General features: G+C 57.8%; 17 protein-coding genes and 1 other RNA gene. 4 read left to right on the top strand and 14 right to left on the bottom strand.

The window, feature by feature from the left end; all coding sequences use genetic code 11:
- Positions 1-63: 63 nt before the first annotated feature.
- Genes ubiI through ACOI7Z_RS12685 form a run of 4 tightly spaced genes read right to left on the bottom strand, consistent with a single transcriptional unit; the run spans position 64 to position 4,370 of the window.
- On the bottom strand, positions 64-1,266 hold the full coding sequence (gene ubiI / locus ACOI7Z_RS12670) for an FAD-dependent 2-octaprenylphenol hydroxylase (RefSeq protein WP_087848595.1): 1,203 nt from the start codon (positions 1,264-1,266) through the stop codon (positions 64-66).
- Between the two features lie 10 nt (positions 1,267-1,276).
- Complete coding sequence (gene ubiH, locus ACOI7Z_RS12675) at positions 1,277-2,455, bottom strand: 2-octaprenyl-6-methoxyphenyl hydroxylase (RefSeq protein ID WP_087848594.1); 1,179 nt, start codon at positions 2,453-2,455, stop codon at positions 1,277-1,279.
- On the bottom strand, positions 2,452-3,768 hold the full coding sequence (gene pepP / locus ACOI7Z_RS12680; protein ID WP_004205299.1) for a Xaa-Pro aminopeptidase: 1,317 nt from the start codon (positions 3,766-3,768) through the stop codon (positions 2,452-2,454). The genes ubiH and pepP overlap by 4 nt, the downstream gene beginning before the upstream one ends.
- A gap of 23 nt (positions 3,769-3,791) precedes the next feature.
- A complete protein-coding gene (locus ACOI7Z_RS12685) occupies positions 3,792-4,370 on the bottom strand; it encodes a YecA family protein (protein ID WP_002916486.1) in 579 nt (192 codons plus the stop codon).
- A 166-nt stretch (positions 4,371-4,536) separates the two neighbouring features.
- On the opposite strand from ACOI7Z_RS12685, the gene zapA reads away from it, so the two are divergent.
- The 3 genes from zapA to ACOI7Z_RS12700 all read left to right on the top strand — a co-directional run bounded on the left by zapA (position 4,537) and on the right by ACOI7Z_RS12700 (position 5,787).
- A complete protein-coding gene (gene zapA, locus ACOI7Z_RS12690; protein ID WP_004205298.1) occupies positions 4,537-4,866 on the top strand; it encodes a cell division protein ZapA in 330 nt (109 codons plus the stop codon).
- A gap of 41 nt (positions 4,867-4,907) precedes the next feature.
- Positions 4,908-5,091: non-coding RNA, 6S RNA (gene ssrS, locus ACOI7Z_RS12695), on the top strand.
- Positions 5,092-5,190: 99 nt separating this feature from the next.
- Positions 5,191-5,787: a 5-formyltetrahydrofolate cyclo-ligase gene (locus tag ACOI7Z_RS12700; protein ID WP_086074964.1), complete on the top strand. Its 597-nt coding sequence runs from the start codon at positions 5,191-5,193 to the stop codon at positions 5,785-5,787.
- A gap of 83 nt (positions 5,788-5,870) precedes the next feature.
- Here ACOI7Z_RS12700 and serA read toward each other — a convergent pair whose 3' ends face one another.
- Both serA and rpiA read right to left on the bottom strand, forming a co-directional pair.
- Positions 5,871-7,103 (bottom strand): phosphoglycerate dehydrogenase, encoded by a 1,233-nt coding sequence (gene serA / locus ACOI7Z_RS12705; RefSeq protein WP_008806446.1) that lies wholly within the window; start codon positions 7,101-7,103, stop codon positions 5,871-5,873.
- A gap of 269 nt (positions 7,104-7,372) precedes the next feature.
- Positions 7,373-8,032 carry a ribose-5-phosphate isomerase RpiA gene (gene rpiA / locus ACOI7Z_RS12710; RefSeq protein ID WP_002916495.1) on the bottom strand — a complete coding sequence of 220 codons (660 nt, stop codon included), beginning with the start codon at positions 8,030-8,032 and terminating at the stop codon, positions 7,373-7,375.
- A gap of 167 nt (positions 8,033-8,199) precedes the next feature.
- Between rpiA and argP the strand changes: the two genes are divergently transcribed.
- Entirely contained in the window at positions 8,200-9,093 is an 894-nt protein-coding gene (argP, locus tag ACOI7Z_RS12715; protein ID WP_002916497.1) for a DNA-binding transcriptional regulator ArgP, read from the top strand.
- A 54-nt stretch (positions 9,094-9,147) separates the two neighbouring features.
- On the opposite strand, the gene ACOI7Z_RS12720 is transcribed toward argP, so the two are convergent.
- The 8 genes from ACOI7Z_RS12720 to ACOI7Z_RS12755 all read right to left on the bottom strand — a co-directional run.
- Positions 9,148-9,906, bottom strand: a complete 759-nt coding sequence (locus tag ACOI7Z_RS12720) for an oxidative stress defense protein (RefSeq protein ID WP_023290983.1) — start codon at positions 9,904-9,906, stop codon at positions 9,148-9,150.
- 89 nt (positions 9,907-9,995) lie between these two features.
- Positions 9,996-10,631: an arginine exporter ArgO gene (gene argO / locus ACOI7Z_RS12725; RefSeq protein ID WP_420702278.1), complete on the bottom strand. Its 636-nt coding sequence runs from the start codon at positions 10,629-10,631 to the stop codon at positions 9,996-9,998.
- Between the two features lie 151 nt (positions 10,632-10,782).
- Complete coding sequence (locus ACOI7Z_RS12730) at positions 10,783-11,640, bottom strand: small-conductance mechanosensitive channel MscS (protein ID WP_087848592.1); 858 nt, start codon at positions 11,638-11,640, stop codon at positions 10,783-10,785.
- Positions 11,641-11,829: 189 nt separating this feature from the next.
- Positions 11,830-12,909, bottom strand: coding sequence for a class II fructose-bisphosphate aldolase (fbaA, locus tag ACOI7Z_RS12735; protein WP_008806452.1), 1,080 nt, complete (start codon positions 12,907-12,909; stop codon positions 11,830-11,832).
- A gap of 97 nt (positions 12,910-13,006) precedes the next feature.
- On the bottom strand, positions 13,007-14,170 hold the full coding sequence (gene pgk / locus ACOI7Z_RS12740) for a phosphoglycerate kinase (protein ID WP_023290986.1): 1,164 nt from the start codon (positions 14,168-14,170) through the stop codon (positions 13,007-13,009).
- 39 nt (positions 14,171-14,209) lie between these two features.
- A complete protein-coding gene (epd, locus tag ACOI7Z_RS12745) occupies positions 14,210-15,238 on the bottom strand; it encodes an erythrose-4-phosphate dehydrogenase (RefSeq protein ID WP_004205289.1) in 1,029 nt (342 codons plus the stop codon).
- Positions 15,239-15,634: 396 nt separating this feature from the next.
- Positions 15,635-17,626 carry a transketolase gene (gene tkt, locus ACOI7Z_RS12750; RefSeq protein ID WP_023290987.1) on the bottom strand — a complete coding sequence of 664 codons (1,992 nt, stop codon included), beginning with the start codon at positions 17,624-17,626 and terminating at the stop codon, positions 15,635-15,637.
- A gap of 234 nt (positions 17,627-17,860) precedes the next feature.
- On the bottom strand, positions 17,861-18,110 hold a 250-nt coding region (locus ACOI7Z_RS12755; RefSeq protein WP_420702280.1), incomplete at its 5' end, for a hypothetical protein.

Here is an 18,110-nt window from a genome sequence, read left to right on the forward strand (position 1 = left end):
TAGAATATTTCAAATGAGGGGGAAAACCCGGCGCGCAGGCCGGGTGAAAGAAGTGTGACGCGGTTAACGTAACCAGGCAGGCAGATCGTTGAGGCCCATCGCCTGGCGAATCAGCTGCGGTTTCACGCCCGGCAGCGTATCGGCCAGTTTCAGCCCCATGTCGCGGAGGAACTTCTTCGCCGGATGGCTACCGGAAAACATGTCGCGGAAACCCTGCATACCCGCCAGCATCAGCGCGGCGCTGTGCTTGCGGCTGCGCTCGTAGCGGCGCAGATAAAGATGCTGGCCGATATCTTTGCCCTGGGCGTGCAGACGCTTCAGTTCGTCGATAAGCTCGGCGGCATCCATAAAGCCGAGGTTGACGCCCTGCCCGGCCAGCGGGTGGATGGTATGCGCGGCATCGCCGACCAGCGCCAGGCGGTGGGCGGCGAACTGGCGGGCATAGCGGCCGGTCAGTGGGAAGACTTCACGTGCGCTTTCCAGCTGGCAGAGGCCAAGACCATTATCGAAGGCGATATTTAACGCCTGGTTAAAGGTGGCTTCATCAGCCTCCTGCATCCGCTGCGCCTCCGCCGGCGACAGCGACCAGACGATCGAGCACAGGTGCGGATCGCAGAGCGGCAGGAAGGCGAGGATCCCGTCGCCATGAAATACCTGGCGCGCCACCGCCTGATGCGGCTCAGCGGTACGGATAGTCGCCACCAGCGCGTGATGCTGGTAATCCCAGAAGGTCAGCGGAATATCGGCTTTATTGCGCAGCCACGAATTCGCCCCATCGGCGCCGATCACCAGACGCGCGGTGAGCATGCTGCCGTCCTGCAGGCTGAGAAAGGCCTCATTTTCGCCCCACGCCACCTGCTGCAGTTGCGCAGGCGCCAGCAGGGTGACGTCGGCGCAGCGCTGCGCCTTCTGCCACAGCGCATAATGCACCACGGCGTTTTCAATAATATGGCCCAGATGGCTGAAGCCCATGCTCTGGTCATCAAAGCTAATGCGACCGAAGCTGTCTTTGTCCCACACTTCCATTCCGTGATAGCAGCTGGCGCGCCGGGCAACGATCTCGCGCCAGACGTCCAGCTTCGTCAGCAGCTTTTCGCTGGCGGCGTTTATTGCCGACACGCGCAGCGCCGGCGGCGCATCATCGGCCAGCGGCTGCGGCTCCGCTTTCTCCAGCACCGCGACGCGCAGGCCGCTGCCCTGTAAACCGCAGGCTACCGCCAGCCCCACCATTCCACCGCCAACAATGGCAACATCAACACTTTGCACGTTCTACTCCTTAACGGGGAACCCAACCGAGGGTACGCTGCGCCAGCGCATCGCGCGCCGGGGTAAATAATTCCATGGCCATCAGACCGACATTGCGCCCCACCACCAGCGGCGCCCAACGGTTGGCAAACAGATGCACCAGCCCATCGGTCACGCCGATGGTGGCGGCTTTATCCCCTGTTCTGCGCGCCTGATAGCGACACAGCAGCGGATAATGGCCGACATCTTCGCCGCTGAGATGGGCGTCAGCGAGCAGCTCCGCCAGACTCATCACATCGCGCATGCCGAGATTAAAGCCCTGCCCGGCAATCGGGTGCAGCGTCTGCGCCGCGTTACCAACCAGCGCCAGGCGGTGCGACACCGCGCGGCTGGCGGTGGTGAGGGCCAGCGGATAGACGCTGCGCTTCCCGGCGTGGGTAATGCGCCCCAAACGCCAGCCGAACGCCTGCTGCAGCTCCTGACAAAAGCGTTCGTCAGACCAGCTCAGCACCTCGTCGCGGCGCGACTGCGGATGACACCACACCAGCGAGCAGCGCCCTTGCGACATCGGCAGCATCGCCAGCGGGCCATGCTCGGTAAAACGTTCGAAAGCGCGGCCTTCGTGGGGCAGCGCGGTGCTTACGTTGGCGATAATCGCCAGTTGCTCATAGGACAGCTGTTGCCAGCTGATGCCGCAGCGGGCGCCCAGCGACGAACGCGAACCGTCCGCCGCCACCAGCAGCTTGCCGCTGATCGTTTCGCCACCCTCAAGGGTAAGGCTGACGCTCTCCTGGCTGCGGCTGACCACTGCCACCTTCGCCGGGCAATGCAGCGTCACGCCCGGCGCCTCGCGCAGCAGGCTAAACAGTCGCTGGCCGACATCGTGGAGTTCAACCACCTGACCCAGCGCCGGCAGGCGATAATCCGCCGCCGCCAGATTCACAAAACCGGCATGGCCGCGGTCGCTGACGTGTACCCGCTGGATAGCCGTCGCCCGCTCGGCGAGACGTTGCCAGACACCGATACGCGCCAGTTGCTGGCAGGTGCCGGCGGCCAGGGCGATCGCCCGGTCGTCGAAGCCGGGATGGCGAGCCGACTGGGGATCCTGCGCCTCAATCAGATGGACCGGCAGCGCGCCGCCGGTCAAACGGGAGATGGCCAGGGCGAGCGTCGCCCCGGTCATCCCGCCGCCGACGATCAGCACGCTCATGACTGGCGCGCCGCCGCCATCAGCGCTTCGATCTCATCCGCCTTCTTCACCACGCCGGCGGTGAGATTTTCGTTGCCGTCTTCGGTAATGACGATGTCATCTTCAATACGGATGCCGATGCCGCGGTACTGCGCCGGCACGTCGGCGTCGGCGGCGATATACAGCCCCGGTTCGACGGTCAGCACCATCCCCGGCTCCAGGACGCGAGAACGGTCGGTGTCGTAGTGACCGACATCGTGTACATCCAGCCCCAGCCAGTGGCTCAGACCGTGCATAAAGTACGGGCGGTGGGCATTGTTGGCGATCAGCTCGTCAACCTCGCCTTTGAGGATCCCCAGCCGCACCAGGCCGGTGATCATAATGCGCACCACTTCCTGGTTCACCTGGCAGATTGAGGTGCCCGGGCGATAGAGTTCCAGCGCGGTCTCCAGCGATTCCAGCACGATATCGTAGATTTCGCGCTGCGGCTGGCTGAATTTGCCGTTCACCGGGAAGGTGCGGGTAATGTCGCCGGCATAGCCGCGATACTCGCAGCCGGCGTCAATCAGCACTAAATCGCCGTCGCGCAGTTCAGATTCGTTTTCGGTGTAGTGCAGAATGCAGCCGTTTTCGCCGCCGCCAACGATGGTGTTATAGGAGGGGAAGCGCGCGCCGTGGCGATTGAATTCATGGAGAATTTCGCCCTCCAGCTGATACTCGAACATGCCAGGGCGGCATTTTTCCATCGCCCGGGTATGGGCCAGGGCGCTGATCTCCCCGGCGCGGCGCATCACGGCCAGCTCTTCCGCGGATTTGAACAGGCGCATCTCATGCACAATGGGCCGCCAGTCGATCACCGAGTTCGGCGCCTGCAGGTTCTGCCGCGAGCCTTTGCGGAGTTTTTCGAGGGCGTTGAACACAATCTCATCGGCATAGGCATATTCGCCCTGGGCAAAATAGATAGCGTCCAGACCGTTGAGCAGCTGATACAGCTGCTGGTTGATTTCGCTGAACGCCAGCGCCCGGTCAACGCCCAGCTTCGCCGGCGCGGCCTCCTGGCCCAGACGGCGACCGAACCAGATCTCAGCGGTCAGATCGCGAACCCGGTTGAACAGCACGCTATGGTTGTGGGTTTCATCGCTTTTAATCAACACCAGCAGCGCTTCCGGTTCGTTGAAGCCGGTGAAGTACCAGAAATCGCTGTTCTGCCGGTAGGGATATTCCGAATCTGCACTGCGCACCGCTTCCGGTGCGGCGAAAATCAGCGCCGCGCTGCCTGGCTGCATCTGCGCCAACAGCGCCTGGCGACGCGAGAGAAATTCCTGCTGAGTCATGACGCCCCCTGAACGAATTTTAGTTAGTGTAATGTCGGTTTGCGGACTTCCGGTGCGGTTGGCTGCTGACGCGCAAAGGTGTCGTGGCACAGCAGTGCGGCTACGCGGACATACTCGATAATCTCCTCCAGAGACATCTCCAGCTCTTCCTGATCTTCGTCTTCATCGTAGCCCAGTTGGGCAATATTACGCAGATCGTCAATCGCTTCCCCGGTTTCGTCTTTCACTTTATCCAGCTTCGGCTGGCTAACGCCAAGGCCGAGAAGGAAGTGGTTGACCCAGCCGGCGAGGGCGTCGGCGCGGTCAAAGACGCTCACCGCATCGCCTTCCGGCAGATACAGTTGAAAGAGGAAGCCGTCGTCATCCAGTGAGTCGCTGATGGCGGAATGCATGTTACGCAGCGCCTGGGCCAGCTCATGGCCGAAGGCGAGACCTTCGTTGGTCAGGTCGTGCACCAGCGGCTGCCAGCTGCTGTCCGTGTTGCCGCCGCACAGTAATCCGCTGATCAAACCGTGCATCTCGGCCGGGGTAAGCCCTACCCCTTGTTGGTTCAGTAACTGGTCTACATCGTTGTAACCAGGCATTTCGTTCTGTATAGACATGCGCATTCGTCATCGTTGGGAGGAATATTCATGGTATGCTACCACTTTGGACCCTGGTGAACCAGAATAGGGCTTGTATCTTCGCACCAGGGTAGCTATAGTGTCGCCCCTTCGCAGACCCGGGTCAGGGTGTGAAGGCAGCGCAGTCAATCAGCAGGAAGGTGGCATGTCTGCACAACCCGTAGATCTCCAAATTTTCGGCCGTTCACTGCGAGTGAATTGCCCGCCTGAACAAAGGGATGCCCTGAATCAGGCAGCTGAAGACCTTAATCAGCGGTTGCAAGATTTAAAAGAACGCACTAGAGTCACAAATACTGAGCAGCTGGTCTTCATCGCCGCGTTGAACATCAGCTATGAGTTGACTCAGGAAAAAGCGAAGACCCGCGACTACGCTTCCAGTATGGAGCAGCGCATTCGCATGCTTCAGCAGACCATCGAGCAAGCATTGCTTGAGCAAGGTCGCATAAGCGAAAGACCAGGGTCGAAGTTTGAATAACACTTTGCAGTTAACTGTGTTAGAGTAACTCCAGGAACAAAATTTCTCTGAGATGTTTGCAAGCGGGCCAGTCCCCTGAGCCGATATTTCATACCACAAGAATGTGGCGCTCCACGGTTGGTGAGCATGCTCGGTCCGTCCGAGAAGCCTTAAAACTGTGACGACACATTCACCTTGAACCAAGGGTTCAAGGGTTACAGCCTGCGGCGGCATCTCGGAGATTCCCTTCCTTACCTCGCATTATTTCCCCACGCCTGTTTTCGGCTGATGCCGCACTGTATTACACTGTTTTCTATTGTTACGCCTGCTCGCCATGAGACCTGCATGACTCTACAGCCCGATACCCTGCTCTCCCGCCAGCACATTCGCCAGCAGATCCGCGAGCGTCGACGCGCGCTCAGCCCTGAGCAACAGCGGCAGTTTGCCCTGCAGGCCGCAGAGCGGATGATGGCCTGGCCGCCGGTGGTTCTCGCCCACACCGTGGCGCTGTTTCTCTCCTTTGACGGCGAGCTGGACACCCAACCGCTGATCGACCAGCTCTGGCGGGCCGGTAAGCGAGTCTATCTCCCGGTGCTGCATCCGTTTAGCCCCGGTAACCTGCTGTTTTTACATTACCATCCGCAGAGCGAACTGATAGTAAATCGCCTGAAGATCCGCGAACCGAAGCTCGACGTGCGCGACGTGCTGCCGCTCGCTGATCTCGATGTGCTGGTCACCCCGCTGGTGGCCTTCGATGCCGGCGGCCAACGGCTGGGGATGGGTGGCGGTTTTTACGACCGGACGCTGCAAAACTGGCAGCAGTATCGTCTGCAGCCGGTGGGCTACGCGCATGACTGCCAGCAGGTGGACACCCTGCCGAGCGAAGAGTGGGATATCCCGCTGCCGGCGGTGATCACCCCGGGGAAAATCTGGTGTTGGTAGGTACGCGGGGACGAGAAATTCAGCCTGGAAGGTATTAACAAAAAAACGGGCAGGTACGCGACCTGCCCGAGAGGCAAAAATGATTAGAACAGCAGACGGGCGCGGATAGTCCCCGGGATCGCTTTCATTGCCTGCAGCGCCTGCTGGGCAACATCTTCTTCCGCTTCGATATCAATAACCACGTAGCCCATCTGCGGCGACGTTTGCAGATACTGGGCGGCAATGTTGATGCTCTGCGCGGCGAAGATCTGGTTGATGGCGGTCAGGACGCCCGGCCGGTTCTCATGGATGTGCAGCAGACGGCGTCCGCCGTGCAGCGGCAGAGAAACTTCCGGGAAGTTGACCGCCGACAGGGTTGACCCGTTGTCAGAGTACTTGGCCAGTTTGCCGGCCACTTCCAGACCGATGTTCTCCTGCGCTTCCTGAGTGGAGCCACCGATATGCGGAGTCAGGATCACGTTATCAAATTCGCACAGCGGCGAAGTGAAGGGGTCGCTGTTGGTCGCGGGTTCGGTCGGGAAGACGTCGATTGCCGCCCCGGCCAGATGCTTACTCGCCAGCGCATCGCATAGCGCCGGAATATCCACCACGGTACCGCGGGAGGCGTTGATCAGCAGCGCGCCCGGCTTCATCAGCGCCAGCTCTTCCGCGCCCATCATATTTTTGGTGGAGGCGTTTTCCGGCACGTGCAGGCTGACCACGTCGCTCATGTTCAGCAGGTCGGAGAGATGCTGTACCTGAGTGGCGTTGCCGAGCGGCAGTTTGTTTTCAATATCATAGAAGAAGACATGCATCCCCAGCGATTCCGCCAGAATGCCGAGCTGGGTGCCGATGTGGCCGTAACCGATAATCCCCAGTTTCTTGCCGCGCGCTTCAAAGCTCCCCACCGCCAGCTTATTCCATACGCCGCGATGCGCCTTGGCGTTGGCTTCCGGCACGCCGCGCAGCAGCAGCAGCAGCTCACCGATCACCAGCTCGGCCACCGAACGGGTATTGGAGAATGGCGCGTTAAACACTGGAATACCGCGCTTCGCGGCGGCGTTCAGATCCACCTGGTTGGTACCGATGCAGAAGCAGCCGACGGCAACCAGTTTTTCCGCCGCGGCGAAAATCTCTTCAGTCAGATGGGTACGGGAACGCAGGCCGATGAAATGGGCATCACGGATCGACGCTTTCAGCTGTTCGGAATCCAGCGCGCCTTTATGAAATTCAATGTTGGTGTAACCTGCCGCGCGAAGGCTATCGATTGCCTTTTGATGCACACCTTCAACCAGCAGAAATTTAATCTTGTCTTTTTCCAGTGATACCTTAGCCATTTCCCCGTCCTGTTTTGTCTTAACTGATGTCGTGCTGAACGAAAGTTCGTCTCAGCAACATATCAAAAAAAACTATCGCGGCAATATGAACGTTTGCGTCGCCGTCCTGAAGAAATGTCATTCAGAAGGAAATGGCAGGACAAAACACCAGAAAGATAATGAACGGTAGCGCGTTAATCAGAATGGTTGCACAAATGTGACAGAAGTCACTAAATTGCACCAGGTGAAAAAATATTTGCGAGGGAGCCGGTTGGCTCCCTGCGGACAGACTATTTTACGATGGTTTTCACACCGTCAGCGGTGCCGATCAGCGCCACGTCGGCGCCGCGATTGGCGAACAGCCCTACGGTCACGACGCCAGGAATGCCGTTAATCGCGTTTTCCAGCGCGATAGCATCGAGAATTTCCAGGCCGTGCACGTCAAGGATCACGTTGCCGTTATCGGTCACCACGCCCTGACGGTATTCCGGACGACCGCCCAGCTTGACCAGCTGGCGTGCAACGGCGCTGCGCGCCATCGGAATGACTTCAACCGGCAGCGGGAATTTGCCCAGAATATCGACCTGCTTGGAGGCATCGGCGATGCAGATAAATTTATCGGCCACCGAAGCGATGATCTTCTCACGGGTCAGCGCCGCGCCGCCGCCTTTGATCATCTGCATGTGACCGTTGATCTCATCCGCGCCGTCAACGTAGATCCCCAGGCGATCGACGCTGTTGAGATCGAAGACGGTGATCCCGAGGCTTTTCAGCTTCTCGGTGGAGGCATCGGAGCTGGAGACCGCCCCTTCGATCTGCCCTTTCATGGTGCCCAGCGCGTCAATAAAATGGGCCGCCGTCGAGCCGGTGCCAACGCCCACAATGGTCCCTGGCTGTACGTATTGCAGCGCTGCCCAACCTACCGCTTTTTTCAGTTCATCCTGCGTCATAATCATGGTCCGAGATGTGAATGCCTGTGGCGCATTATAGAACATCGACAGTGGAAATGTCCCTGCGATGCAGATCACACAACAGAGCAGACCAATTTCGTCTGTATCAAATAAAAATTTATGTCATAGTGCGAGATAACGATTAGTTATGGGGGCACGCCAGAATAATGAAACGACCGGACTACAGGACACTACAAGCGCTGGACGCGGTGATTAGAGAACGAGGATTTGAGCGCGCCGCGCAGAAGCTATGTATTACCCAGTCCGCCGTCTCACAGCGAATTAAGCAGCTGGAAAATATGTTCGGCCAGCCGCTGCTGGTACGTACCGTGCCGCCGCGCCCAACCGAGCAAGGACAAAAATTGCTGGCTCTGTTGCGCCAGGTTGAACTGCTGGAAGAGGAGTGGCTGGGCGACGAGCAGACTGGCTCCACGCCGCTGTTGCTGTCGCTGGCGGTGAACGCCGACAGTTTGGCGACCTGGCTGCTGCCGGCGCTGGCTAATGTGCTGTCGGACTCCCCTATTCGTCTCAACCTGCAGGTGGAAGATGAAACCCGCACCCAGGAGCGCCTGCGCCGTGGCGAAGTGGTCGGCGCGGTAAGTATCCAGCCGCAGGCGCTGCCAAGCTGCCTGGTGGATCAGCTCGGCGCGCTCGATTATCTGTTTGTCGCCTCAAAAGAGTTTGCGCAACGCTACTTCCCGAACGGCGTAACGCGTTCGGCGCTGCTGAAAGCCCCGGTCGTCGCCTTCGACCATCTGGACGATATGCATCAGGCCTTTCTGCAGCAAAACTTCGACCTGCCGCCGGGCAGCGTCCCCTGCCATATCGTCAACTCGTCGGAAGCCTTCGTCCAGCTGGCGCGCCAGGGCACTACCTGCTGTATGATCCCGCATCTGCAGATCGAAAAAGAGCTCAACAGCGGCGAGCTTATCGATCTCACTCCCGGCCTGTTTCAGCGCCGTATGCTCTACTGGCACCGCTTTGCCCCGGAAAGCCGTATGATGCGGCGGGTGACCGATGCGCTCATCGACTACGGTCACAAGGTGCTGCGTCAGGATTAAACCGCGGGCATAAAAAAAGCCACTTCGCTGAAGTGGCTTTTTTGTTTCTATCGCTTACTGGGCCGGTTTCGGCGCTTCAGCCGGTTTCGCCGGTGCTGCGGCCTGCGCCGGCTGCAGTTCAAACACGACGTCGACCTGGTCGTCAAACTGGATAGTCGCCTGCTCGTAGGTTTCCTGGGCGGAAACCGGCGCAGCGTCAGCGGCCTTCATCATGCGAACCATCGGGCTCGGCTGATAATTAGAGACATGGTAGCGTACGCTGTACACTGGCCCCAGCTTGCTGTGGAAACCTGCGGCCAGCTCCTGCGCCTGGTGCACGGCGTCGTCGATCGCCGCTTTACGCGCTTTATCTTTGTAGGCGTCCGGTTGCGCAACGCCCAGCGAGACGGAGCGAATTTCGTTCAGACCGGCTTTCAGGGCGCCATCCAGCAGACCGTTGAGTTTATCCAGCTGGCGCAAGGTCACTTCGACGGTGCGCACCGCGCGATAGCCTTTCAGGATGCTTTTCCCGTTCTGATAGTCGTAATCAGGTTGGGTACGCAGATTCGCCGAGTTGATGTCTTTTTTCGCAATGCCGCTCTTTTCGAGGAAAGAGAGGTATTGCGCAACGCGATCGTCAGCCTGTTTTTTTGCCGATGCGGCATCTTTTGCCGCCACGTTCACTTCGATCGCCAGGGTAGCGATATCCGGAACCGCAGCAACGCTTGCTGTGCCTGAAGTCACAATGTGCGGACCGTCCGGCAATTCGCTGGCCTGTGCCGCCATCGTGCTAAATCCGAGTGTTGCCGCCAGGGCTAAGACTTTTAACTTCACTGTCGTTTCTCCATGTTACTTAAATCGCCCTTACGGGACGCATGCCAGCAAGCTTAGCGCGTACAGCAGGAAAGTCCATCGGACAACGCTTAGTTGAGCAACGCCTGGATATGGACGACGCCCTCTTTTGCCAGCTGAAACGCAATAAACCACATGACGGCGCCGACCACAATGTTGATGATCCGCTGGGCTCTGGCGGTACGCAGCCGCGGCGCCAGCCAGGCGGCCAACAGCGCCAGACCAAAGAACCACAGGAAAGAGGCTCTAATGGTTCCCAGCGCAAACCAGCGCTTCGGCTCCATCGCCAGCTGGCCTCCCAGGCTGCCCAGCACCACAAACGTATCCAGATAAACGTGCGGATTCAGCCAGGTGACCGCCAGCATAGTGATAATGATTTTCCAGCGCCCCTGCTGCATCGCCTCGGCGCTAGCGAGCTCAAGATTCTGACTGAACGCCGTCTTCAGCGCGCCAAAGCCGTACCACAGTAAAAAGGCCACGCCGCCCCAGGTCACGAGCGTCAGCAGCCAGGGGGACTGCATCAGCAGCGCGCTACCGCCAAAAATACCGGCGCAGATCAACAGCAGGTCGCTGACCGCGCACAGCAGGGCAATCATCAGGTGATACTGACGACGGATGCCCTGGTTCATCACGAAAGCATTTTGTGGGCCAAGCGGCAAAATCATTGCCGCTCCCAGGGCAAGGCCCTGAAAGTAATAGGTAAACATAAGGATTTTTCCGCTGTCTTCGAGAGTGGCGCTGACTATAACGCGAATGGATTATTAGCGGAAATTGAAAATATTAATCATTAATAAGCTAAGCTAATAATGAGCCATTAAAAAAGGCCGGCATGGCCGGCCTGAGTCACTGAGTAGTGGTTTACTCGGCTTTTTCCGGCAGGCGCACCACATGAACATCCATCTGCGGATAAGGGAAGCTGATGCCATTGGCGTCAAATTCACGCTTGATGCGCTCGAGCATATCCCAGTAGACGTTTTGCAGATCGCTGCTTTTGCTCCACACGCGCACCACGAAGTTCACCGACGAGGCGCCGAGTTCGTTCAGGCGCACCGTCATTTCCCGATCGCGCAGAATACGATCGTCAGATTCGATAATCGAGGTCAGGAGCTGCTTCACCTTGTCGATATCGGCATCGTAAGAGACGCCGATAATAAACTCATTGCGGCGCGCCGGTTCGCGGGAGAAGTTAATGATGTTGCCGGCGATAATTTTGCCGTTCGGCACCACCACGATTTTGCCATCGACGGTGCGCAGGGTCGTGGAGAAAATCTGCACATTCTGTACGGTACCCGCAATGCCGCCGAGATCGACATATTCACCGGCGCGGAACGGGCGGAACATCACCAGCAGTACGCCAGCCGCGAGGTTAGACAGTGACCCCTGCAGCGCCAGACCGACGGCTAAACCCGCGGCGCCCAGCACCGCAATGACCGAGGCGGTCTGCACGCCCACGCGGCCCAGGGCGGCAATCAGCGTAAAGGCGATAACCGCATAGCGCACCAGCGCGGAGAGGAAATCGGCAACGGTGGCGTCAATTTTACGCGCCAGCATCAGGCGGTTGACGGTGTTAGAGACGACGCGCGCCACGATCATCCCGACGATCAGGATAGCGATAGCTGCGACGATGTTGACGGCATAGCTCAGCAGCAGCTCCTGGTTGCGTGCCAGCCACGTCCCGGCGTGGTTGATGCTATCGACAACGTTCAAATCTTCCATTTAACATTCCTTATGAATCCCCAGGGGGAAGTAAATAACTCAGCCTGCGACAGGGCAGTCAGGTTATAGGGTAAACAATAAGTGCACGTTTTGCCAAATGGATCACAGTTTTCTGCCGCGCTATCCTGTTGTTAAGCTAATAAAAAAGCCCGCATTGCTGCGGGCTTCAGGGTAAGAAACAGATTTTTCTTACAGAACGTCGATCGCGTTCAGCTCTTTAAATGCCTGCTCCAGACGAGTCACCATGGAAGTCTGTGCAGCACGCAGCCATACGCGCGGATCGTAGTATTTCTTGTTCGGCTGGTCTTCGCCTTTCGGGTTGCCCAGCTGGCCCTGCAGGTAAGCTTCGTTAGTTTTGTAGTACTGCAGGATACCGTCCCAGGTTGCCCATTGGGTGTCGGTATCGATGTTCATTTTCACTACGCCGTAGCTAACGGAGTCTTTGATTTCCTGAGCGGAAGAACCGGAACCGCCGTGGAAGACGAAGTTCAGGCTGTTGTGCGGCAGGTTGTGTTTCTTGGAGACATATTCCTGAGAGTCGCGCAGGATAGTCGGGGTCAGAACGACGTTACCCGGTTTGTACACGCCGTGTACGTTACCGAAGGAAGCGGCGATGGTGAAGCGCGGGCTGATTTTGCTCAGCTCGGTGTACGCGTAATCCACGTCTTCCGGCTGGGTGTACAGGGCGGAAGCGTCCATGTGGCTGTTGTCCACGCCGTCTTCTTCGCCACCGGTGCAACCCAGTTCGATTTCCAGGGTCATGTCCATTTTGGCCATGCGCGCCAGGTATTTAGAGCAGATTTCGATGTTTTCGTGCAGAGACTCTTCAGACAGGTCGATCATGTGAGAAGAGAACAGCGGTTTGCCGGTAGCGGCGAAGTGTTTTTCACCTGCGTCCAGCAGGCCGTCGATCCACGGCAGCAGTTTCTTCGCGCAGTGGTCAGTGTGCAGGATAACCGGCACGCCGTAGTGCTCAGCCATCTGGTGCACGTGGTGCGCGCCAGAGATAGCGCCGAGGATAGCAGCACCCTGAGGAACGTCAGTTTTCACGCCTTTACCTGCGATGAACGCCGCGCCGCCGTTAGAGAACTGAACGATAACCGGAGAGCGAACTTTCGCAGCAGCTTCCAGAACGGCGTTGATGGAGTCAGTACCTACGCAGTTTACCGCCGGCAGTGCAAAGTTGTTTTCTTTCGCTACCTGGAACACTTTCTGAACGTCGTCGCCAGTGATGACGCCCGGTTTTACGAAATCAAAAATTTTAGACATGTTACTTAGTCCTGTATCTGTATCTTCGACCGTTGAAGAAGGTTCGCGAGCCCTTAAGCGCGCTGAAAAACAGGCGGGTTTCCCCGCCTGAACTGAATTACTGCTTAGCGCGCTCTTCGAGCATCGCTACTGCCGGCAGGACTTTGCCTTCGACGAATTCAAGGAACGCGCCGCCGCCAGTGGAGATGTAGGAAATTTTGTCAGCGATGCCGAACAGGTCGATCGCTGCCAGGGTGTCGCCGCCGCCGGCGATGGAGAAACCTTCGCTGTCCGCGATAGCGTTAGCCACGATTTCAGTCCCTTTACGGAAGTTCGGGAATTCGAATACGCCAACCGGGCCGTTCCACAGAATGGTTTTGGCGTTTTTCAGGATGTCAGCCAGTTTCTGTGCGGAAACGTCGCCGAGGTCCAGAATCTGCTCGTCATCTTTAATGTCGTTAACAGATTTCAGAGTCGCCGTTGCGGTTTCGGAGAACTCGGTCGCGACGCGAACGTCAGTCGGAACCGGGATATCGCAGGTGCTCAGCAGGCGCTTGGCTTCATCAACCAGATCCGCTTCGTACAGGGATTTACCGACGTTGTGGCCCTGAGCGGCAACGAAGGTGTTGGCGATACCGCCGCCGACGATCAGCTGGTCAGCGATTTTAGACAGGGAATCCAGCACGGTCAGTTTGGTGGATACTTTAGAACCACCGACGATAGCGACCATCGGACGAGCCGGCTCTTTCAGCGCTTTACCCAGCGCGTCCAGTTCAGCGGCCAGCAGCGGGCCTGCGCACGCCACGTCAGCAAATTTGCCGATACCGTGGGTGGAAGCCTGCGCGCGGTGCGCGGTACCGAAAGCGTCCATTACGAACACGTCGCACAGCGCGGCGTATTTTTTGGACAGCGCTTCGTCGTCTTTTTTCTCGCCTTTGTTGAAGCGAACGTTTTCCAGCACCACCAGCTCGCCGGCAGCGACTTCCACGCCGTCCAGGTAGTCTTTAACCAGACGTACCGGGCTGGACAGTTTGTCTTTCAGGTAATTAACAACCGGCAGCAGAGAGAATTCTTCGTTGTACTCGCCTTCGGTCGGACGACCCAGGTGAGAAGTAACCATGACTTTCGCGCCCTGCTTCAGCGCCAGTTCAATGGTCGGCAGAGAGGCACGGATACGTGCGTCGCTGGTTACTTTCCCGTCTTTAACTGGTACGTTCAGATCCGCACGGATAAAAACGCGTTTACCAGCCAGATCCAGATCGGTCATCTTAATTACAGACATGGTGAATCCTCTCGTTGATTCATAAAGTTTTGTCGACGTTTACGCGTCGAACCTGAAACCAATAGCCGCCATCGCTAACGTCGTGTCGAGCATTCGGTTAGCAAAGCCCCATTCGTTATCGCACCAGACCAGCGTTTTGATCAGATGCGCGCCACTGACCCGGGTTTGCGTGCCATCGACGATGGCGCTGTGCGGATCGTGGTTAAAATCTGTTGAGACCAACGGTAATTCCGTATAGTCAACTATACCATGAAATGCACCTTGTGCTGCTTTTTGCAGCAACTGGTTGACTTCACATGCTTTTACCGGTTTTTTGACCGTCACGCTCAGGTCAATTGCCGTCACGTTTATCGTCGGCACCCGCACGGCAATCGCTTCAAAACGGTCATTAAACTGCGGGAAAATACGGGTGATCCCTGCCGCCAGTTTGGTATCCACCGGAATGATCGACTGGCTGGCCGCTCGGGTACGCCGGAGATCCGGATGGTAGGCGTCAATCACCTGCTGGTCATGCATCGCCGAGTGAATGGTGGTGACGGTGCCGGACTCGATGCCATAGGCATCATCTAACAGTTTAATGATCGGAATAATGCAGTTGGTGGTGCAGGAGGCGTTGGAGACAATGCGATGCTCGGCGCGGAGTTCATCCTGATTGACGCCGTACACCACCGTCGCGTCGAGGTCGTTGCCGCCGGGATGCGAGAAGAGCACTTTCTTCGCCCCAGCCTGCAGGTGCGCCTCACCGTGTTCACGGCTCCCGTAAACGCCGGTGCAGTCGAGCACCACGTCTACCGCCAGCTCGCGCCAGGGCAGCGCCGCAATGGTCGGCTCGTGCAGCAGACGGATGGCATCATCGCCAACAAACAGCTGCTCGCGCTCCTGACGAACATCCCAGGCGAAACGGCCATGGCTGGTGTCATATTTCAACAAATGCGCGATGCCCGCAGCATCCGCCAGCTCATTGATAGCCACTACGGTGATTTCCGCACGGCGCCCGGATTCATATAGCGCACGAACCACGTTGCGTCCAATACGACCGAAGCCATTAATCGCGATGCGAATGGTCATAGATCTCCTGCAAGGCTGTCCCTGTTATGAGGTGGCTGACAGAGTAATCCAGCTACGCTCTGAGGGAAACCTTACCAGCTGCAAACTGCGACTGATTGATTAATTGTCGAACATTTAAACGACTGAAACGCTTCAGCTAGAATAAGCCAAACGAGGAATAAAAGGAATGTTTGTCCAGCGCCATAAACCAGCTATATGACTCACATCACATTTTTGCTGGAATAATTTACAACCGTATTACATCGTTCAGGAATAGCAGATACAAAAAAGCCGGTGAAAAGCCGGGTGGCGAGGTAAAAGCAAAACGGTAACCCAGGGGTTACCGTTTTTGGCGTTTGCACCCTCTCCTGTGGGAGAGGGTTGAGGTGAGGGCATCAGCCCGCACCGTAACCGCAATTACAGCAGCGCTTTCGCTTTAGCGACCACGTTGTCGACGGTGAAGCCGAACTCTTCGAACAGCTGCTCAGCCGGCGCAGACTCACCGAAGGTGGTCATGCCAACGATCGCCCCGTTCAGGCCAACGTATTTGAACCAGTAATCAGCAATACCCGCTTCCACGGCAACGCGCGCGGTCACGGCTTTCGGCAGTACGGATTCACGGTAGGCCGCATCCTGCTTGTCGAACGCGTCGGTGGACGGCATGGAGACCACGCGCGCCTTCACGCCTTCGGCGGTCAGTTTGTCCCACGCGGCCACCGCCAGCTCCACTTCGGAACCGGTGGCGATGAAGATCAGCTCCGGCTGGCCGGCGCAATCTTTCAGCACGTAACCGCCGCGGGCCACGTTCGCCAGCTGCTCTTCGGTACGCTCCTGCTGCGCCAGGTTCTGACGGGAGAGGATCAGCGCGGTCGGACCGTCCTGACGCTCGACGCCATATTTCCACGCAATCGCGGATTCAACCTGGTCACACGGACGCCAGGTGGACATGTTCGGCGTTACGCGCAGGGAAGCCACCTGCTCTACCGGCTGGTGAGTCGGGCCATCTTCGCCCAGACCGATGGAGTCGTGGGTGTAGACCATCACCTGACGCTGCTTCATCAGCGCGGCCATACGTACCGCGTTACGCGCGTATTCCACGAACATCAGGAAGGTGGAGGTGTACGGCAGGAAGCCGCCGTGCAGCGCGATGCCGTTGGCGATAGCGGTCATACCGAACTCACGCACGCCGTAGTGAATGTAGTTACCCGCGGTGTCTTCGTTGATCGGCTTAGAACCAGACCACAGAGTCAGGTTGGACGGCGCCAGGTCAGCGGAACCGCCGAGGAATTCCGGCAGCAGCGGACCGAAAGCTTCGATGGCGTTCTGAGAGGCTTTACGGCTGGCGATTTTCGCCGGGTTGGCCTGCAGCTTCGCGATGAACTCGTTGGCTTTGGCGTCGAAGTCAGACGGCATCTCGCCTTTCATACGACGGGTGAATTCGGCGGCTTCCTGCGGGAAGGCTTTGGCGTAGGCAGCGAACTTCTCATTCCATGCCGCTTCTTTCGCCTGACCGGCTTCTTTGGCATCCCACTGCGCATAGATGTCAGACGGGATGTCAAACGGCGCGTGGTTCCAGCCCAGCGCTTCGCGGGTCAGGGCGATTTCGGCGTCGCCCAGCGGCGCGCCGTGGGAGTCATGGGTACCGGCTTTGTTCGGCGAACCGAAGCCGATGATGGTTTTGCACATCAGCAGGGACGGTTTGTCGGTGACCGCGCGCGCTTCTTCTACTGCGCGTTTGATGGCGTCAGCGTCGTGACCGTCAACGCCGCGCACCACGTGCCAGCCGTAGGCTTCAAAGCGTTTGGCGGTATCGTCGGTGAACCAGCCTTCAACGTGGCCGTCGATGGAGATGCCGTTGTCATCATAGAAGGCCACCAGTTTGCCCAGCTTCAGGGTACCGGCCAGGGAGCACACTTCGTGAGAAATGCCTTCCATCATGCAGCCGTCGCCCATGAAGGCGTAGGTGTAGTGGTCGACGATGTCGTGGCCCGGACGGTTGAACTGCGCCGCCAGAGTTTTCTCGGCGATAGCCATCCCGACCGCGTTAGCGATACCCTGGCCCAGCGGACCGGTGGTGGTTTCCACGCCCGCAGTGTAGCCGACTTCCGGGTGGCCCGGCGTTTTGGAGTGCAGCTGGCGGAAGTTTTTCAGCTCTTCAATCGGCAGATCGTAGCCAGTGAGGTGCAGCAGGCTGTAAATCAGCATCGAACCATGGCCATTGGACAGTACAAAACGGTCACGGTCAGCCCAGGCCGGATTGTTCGGGTTATGGTTCAGGAAATCACGCCACAGCACTTCGGCAATGTCAGCCATACCCATCGGGGCACCCGGGTGGCCGGATTTGGCTTTCTGTACAGCGTCCATGCTCAGCGCACGAATAGCGTTAGCAAGCTCTTTACGTGAGGACATTTTGACTCCAGTTCGGACTGTTGAAGGCCATGCCCTTAACGACTTGACGAGAGCGCGTTTTGGGCTACGCCGGAAAAAAGTGTGAACAATGTAACCCAAGCGACAAGTCATGTACATGGAGCATCCTTTTGCCCTTTAAGTGTAGCGCGGCGATTTTTATTGCATGAATAAGCGAAAGATTTTGCAGTAATGAAAAAGGGTTATTTACATAATGCAAATATAATCGCCTATTGTTTAGTTTGACACCCACCCTCTGGCGATCTGTCGCGCCAGGTCCGCAGAGGCAAACGCAGGGATATCGGAAACGGTGATAGTTTCCAGGTCGATTAACCAGCCGCCAAAAAACTCATGTTTATAGACGAGGCTACCGGAATAAAAACCGGTAACACCAAACTTGAGGCTCCTGGTCGTCATGTTTGTAGTAAGCACAGGCACGTTCGCAATCGCGGTCATTGCGCTCGCCTTTGTCCCGTCGGTTGCTTCG

The organism is Klebsiella sp. C283, from assembly GCF_048822555.1.
In the GTDB taxonomy this organism is placed as follows: Bacteria; Pseudomonadota; Gammaproteobacteria; order Enterobacterales; family Enterobacteriaceae; genus Klebsiella; species Klebsiella quasipneumoniae.